This is a genomic window from Tissierella sp. (assembly GCF_052089545.1).
Lineage (GTDB): Bacteria > Bacillota > Clostridia > Tissierellales > Tissierellaceae > Tissierella_A.
The window spans coordinates 1-4,720 of record NZ_JBQDAA010000179.1 but is presented as its reverse complement, the minus strand read 5'-3'; the positions used below and the strand labels follow the sequence as shown (position 1 = coordinate 4,720).

Here is a 4,720-nt window from a genome sequence, read left to right as displayed (position 1 = left end):
CCACTACCAAAAAGGAAAAAACCCTAAACCAGAAGTAAATAAAAAAACCAAAAAACACTAATAAATATATAATTATAATCATTAAAAATGTATTTCTTGATATAATACTATAAAGTGGAAATAAAGGTTCATAGCCATACCATGTTCTTTGACGAACACCCCATAATCCTATTAATAAAAATAATGCTGTTAATGCAAAAAATATTATTACAGTGGTTATAAAGTTTCTAAATATTTTCAGAGATAAATCTCTTCTAAAATTTTTCATTCTATTTTTCAATTTTATAACCTACTCCCCATACTGTTTTTATAAATTTAGGATTCCTATGGGGTTCTTTTAACTTTTCCCTAAGTCTTCCAATGTGAGCCATTACAGTGTTATTACTGTTTTCAAAATATTTTTCTCCCCAAACCTTTTCAAACAATTCTTCAGATGAAACTACCTTACCCACGTTTTCTACTAGATAAAACAGTATCGAAAATTCAATAGGAGTTAAGACAATCCCCTCTCCGAAAAGCATCACTTTATGACCTTCTTTATCTATGCTAAGACCCCTTATCTCAAATTCAGTGTTGCCTATCTCTTCTTTTTTATTGTATCTCTTATATCTTCTTAACTGTGTTTTTACCCTCGCTATAAGTTCTAGGGGGTTGAATGGTTTTGTTATGTAGTCATCCGCCCCTATCGTAAGTCCCATTATCTTATCCATATCTTCAACTTTAGCTGTAAGCATTATAATAGGATAAAAATATTCTTCTCTTATTTTTTCGCATATTTTAAATCCATCTATATCTGGAAGCATAACATCCAATATAGCCATATCTAACTCTTCCTTATTTATACAATCTAAAGCATCATTTCCATTATAAAATTTATATACAGTGTATCCATCATTTTTCAAATACAGCTCTACTAAATCAGCTATTTCTTTTTCATCATCAACTATAAGTATGTTCAAGTTTCCCACTCCTTATCTTTCCTATATTATGTCACAATTTTTCTTATTAATAAAGTAATAGAAAAAGATGTAAGAAAATCGTAAGACTTTAGTTATAGAAAAGTGAGATATAGTGATATATTTTCTGATATTATAATATTAAGAGTTAAGTGATTTATATTGTTATGGAGGATAAAGATGAAAAAAATTTGGAAAATCGTAAAATTATTTGTACTAGTTGTAGCTTTAATATTTGGAGTTTTATTTATAAAAGAAAGATTCGGTGGGAGCATTACTATATTTGGAGATAATTATGATAGTGATCATGTATATGTATTAAATCGACAGGATAAAAATGAAGTCCTTAAAAAAGACCATAAATCTAAAGCCTATCCAGCATCTTTAACTAAAATTATGACAACTATAGTAGCATTAGAACATATAGAAGATTTATCAACTATTGCCCCAATAGATTTAGATACCTATCGGGAGATGGTAAATAATAATTCTTCTATGGCTGGCTTTTATGCAAATGAGCAAACTACATATAGAGACTTACTTTATGGGACAATTTTAAGTTCTGGTGGAGAGTCTGCTAACTCTTTAGCTGTTAATATTGCAGGAAGTGTTGATGAATTTGTCCAGCTTATGAATAATAAGGCAAGTGAACTTGGATTAAAAGATACCAATTTTACAAATCCAGAAGGTCTTCATAATAAAAAACAGTATACCACTGCCTACGATATGGCGAAACTTCTAGATTATGCTTTAGAAAATGGACATTTCCGTGCCATTTTTACCAAGGAAACTTTCCAAACTATTTCTACATTAGACCACCCTGATGGAATCTTATTAAATTCTACTGTTCTTTCAAAACTCCACGGATTATCACAAAATGGATTTGAAATTATAGGTGGTAAGTCTGGAACAACTTATGAAGCTGGCCAGTGTTGGGCAACTCTTGTTATAAAAGATGGTATAGAATATATTGGGGTAGTTATGGGGTCATCGTTAAATGATATTAGCAATCCAAGCAATAAGCATATAGAAGATACAATTAGAGTTTTTGAAGAAATAAAATAGGCATACAATTATCCAATGCCTATTTTAAGATTAAATTTTATTTACCTTTAATATTTGAAAGTTTTCTTCAAATTCAAGTGTCTTAGCTATAACCGTTCCCGTTAATAAAACTCCAAGTATTGTTCCTACTCCTAAGGGTGCACCAAGTAAATAGCCTACTATAACTAAAATAATATCCAATATTATCCTAGATTTTTGTAAACTTATTTTAAATTTATCTACAATCATAGACATTATTATATCGACCGGTCCTGCCCCAAGGTCTGAAATTATAAATAAGGCTACACCAAAACCAAAAGAGACAATTCCTGCCGCTAGTAGTAAAGATCTTATAAAGAGATCTGAACTTTCCATGGGTAGTCTCATAAACATATTTAAGAGTTCCCCTGTAAGGAAGGTATTAAAAAATGCACCTAGACCGATACGTTTTTTATCTATAAAAAATATAATTGCTAGTATTATACTCATGGTAAGCTGTGATGCCCTTCCTATACTAATATTTAAAAATATTGAGCTACCATTTGTAAATGTTGTGATAGGATCAGTACCAAATCCTGCCTTTAAATATAAAGAGATGCCAAAACTCATAATGGTGACACCAAAAGTTAATATAAGTAACTTCTTTAAAAAACTTGATTTATTTTTCTCCAAATATCCATACCTCCTTACAGACTACTATTTTAGACATAATAAATATATAAACCCAAGTTGTAAACTCAAGTTTATATATTTAAAAATGTTTAAATACAATTTAAATTTAAGTTAGTATTTTTTACCCTAGTATTTTATAATTCTGTTAAAATTCTTTTGTTTATACTTTTAACTTCATATATAATTCTTTCCCTATCTAGACTTGTAAGTTCATTATCTTTATATACAACTTTTCCATCTATCATATTTAGACAAATATCTTGGGATTGAGCTGAAAACATTATACTAGAAAGTACATCGTGAACTGGTTGAAGATGAGCTTTATCAAAATCAAATACTATTAAATCTGCTCTATTACCTTCTTTTATACTTCCTGTATCCATTCTTCCTTGAGACATAGCACCGTTTAAAGTAGCCATTTTAAAAGCTTCTTGATTTGTCATAAACTGCGGATTATGATTTATTCCTTTATTTGCCATAGAAGCTAGATGCATTTCTTCCAACATATTTAGGTTATTATTTGAAGATGCTCCATCTGTTCCAAATCCTACTTTAATACCTTTTTCCATCATTTCTTTTATAGGAGCAAAGCCACTGCCCAGCTTTAGATTACTTGATATACAGTGAGCTACTGTTACATCCTTTTCTTTTAATATGTCAAAGTCTTCTCCTTCTATCCAAACACAATGAGCCGCTGTAAGAGGCTGATCTAAGAGACCATTTTTTTCAAAATATGCAGTAGGGGTCATTCCATGACGCATTTTACATTCTTCATGTTCCTTTTTAGTTTCTGATACATGTGTGTGAACTCTTAAGTTCTTTTCTTTTGCATAGGCTGCAACCTCACGAACAAGATCTCCATTAGATGTATATTCAGCGTGAAGACCTACATCTATTTTTATAGTATCATCGGCTATATCTTTATATTTTTCATACAATCTAATTGTGTCTTTAAATCCTTTTATTTCCTTATAATCTTTAAATTCAGTAAAAGCAGAAATTCCATGAGAAATATTTCCTTTAAGACCACTTTCTTTTATCCCAGTGATAATATTTTCTATATTTAGATACATATCTGTAAAAGAAACTACACCACTTTTTATAAGTTCTATAGCTCCAAGCTTACCAGCCCAGTAGCAGTCTTCTTCTGTCAGCCTATCTTCATAAGGAAACATCTTTTCAAAAAGCCATTTTTGTAGAGGAAGTCCATCACCGTAGCCTCTCAATATTCCCATAGGAATATGACAATGTATATTAAAAAAACCTGGTGCTAAAACCTTGTTTTTTCCATCATAAACTTCTCCCCTATAATCTTTTGGTATCTCCTTGCCAATATACTTTATACTTTTACCTTCAACTAAAACATTCATATGTTTTTGTTCTTCATAGTTTTCGTCTATTATAGTTATATCTTTAAAAAGCATATTTAAACTCCTTTTTTATAAATTTAAAAGTCTATTAGTCTAATGATACTTTAATTATTGCATCTAAAGCTATTTTTATTTCATCTTCTACTGCTTTATGAACTAGAGATTTATCTGGCTTATAGCCTTCTACTCCAACTAATTCAAAAGCTTTTGCATCAGCAGCTAGTATTGTACCTGCTTTTATTCCATGTAGTGAAGAGACTACAAGTAAGCTTGCAGCTTCATTTTCCATAGCTTTTATACCTGCTTTTGCATATAATTTTACCTTTGATTCTAAAAGACTAGCATAAAAAAGAGCTTGAGTTAGTATAATTCCTTTATGTGCTTTTACTCCTAGATCCTTCGCACTTTGGGTTAAAGCCAGGGTTACTTCTCCATCAGCAATGGCAGGATAAGATAGTGGTACCATCTTCTCCGTTACTCCTTCTTCACGACAAGCTCCAGTAGCTATAATTATACTACCTGCATCTATTCCATCTTGCATTCCACCGCATGTACCAACTCTTATTATAACTTTTGCACCAGCCCTATACATACTTTCAAATACAATTGCAGCTCCTCCTGCACCTACACCGTGAGATGTAACTGTAAGAGGAACACCTTTATATAGTCCATTGTATG

At 30.9% G+C, this 4,720-nt stretch carries 6 protein-coding genes; 1 reads left to right on the top strand and 5 read right to left on the bottom strand.

All coding sequences use genetic code 11. The annotated features are described in order from the left end of the window. Both ACTHW2_RS10880 and vanR read right to left on the bottom strand, forming a co-directional pair. Positions 1–268: hypothetical protein (locus ACTHW2_RS10880; protein ID WP_442263943.1), on the bottom strand; the 268-nt coding region annotated here is incomplete at its 3' end. A gap of 1 nt (position 269) precedes the next feature. Next, positions 270–968: a VanR-ABDEGLN family response regulator transcription factor gene (gene vanR / locus ACTHW2_RS10875; RefSeq protein WP_442263942.1), complete on the bottom strand. Its 699-nt coding sequence runs from the start codon at positions 966–968 to the stop codon at positions 270–272. Positions 969–1,136: 168 nt separating this feature from the next. On the opposite strand from vanR, the gene ACTHW2_RS10870 reads away from it, so the two are divergent. Continuing rightward, positions 1,137–2,021, top strand: a complete 885-nt coding sequence (locus tag ACTHW2_RS10870) for a D-alanyl-D-alanine carboxypeptidase family protein (RefSeq protein ID WP_442263941.1) — start codon at positions 1,137–1,139, stop codon at positions 2,019–2,021. 30 nt (positions 2,022–2,051) lie between these two features. On the opposite strand, the gene ACTHW2_RS10865 is transcribed toward ACTHW2_RS10870, so the two are convergent. The 3 genes from ACTHW2_RS10865 to ACTHW2_RS10855 all read right to left on the bottom strand — a co-directional run. Then, entirely contained in the window at positions 2,052–2,672 is a 621-nt protein-coding gene (locus tag ACTHW2_RS10865; RefSeq protein WP_442263940.1) for a YczE/YyaS/YitT family protein, read from the bottom strand. Positions 2,673–2,806: 134 nt separating this feature from the next. Continuing rightward, entirely contained in the window at positions 2,807–4,096 is a 1,290-nt protein-coding gene (locus tag ACTHW2_RS10860; RefSeq protein WP_442263939.1) for an amidohydrolase, read from the bottom strand. Between the two features lie 34 nt (positions 4,097–4,130). Next, positions 4,131–4,720, bottom strand: a 590-nt coding sequence (locus ACTHW2_RS10855) for a phosphorylase family protein (RefSeq protein ID WP_442263938.1), incomplete at its 5' end; no start/stop codon positions are given.

Bases quoted from the DNA above. Each gene is read 5' to 3' on its own strand.
- ACTHW2_RS10870 (WP_442263941.1), top strand. From the start codon at position 1,137: ATGAAAAAAATTTGGAAAATCGTAAAATTATTTGTACTAGTTGTAGCT.
- ACTHW2_RS10860 (WP_442263939.1), bottom strand. From the start codon at position 4,096: ATGCTTTTTAAAGATATAACTATAATAGACGAAAACTATGAAGAACAA.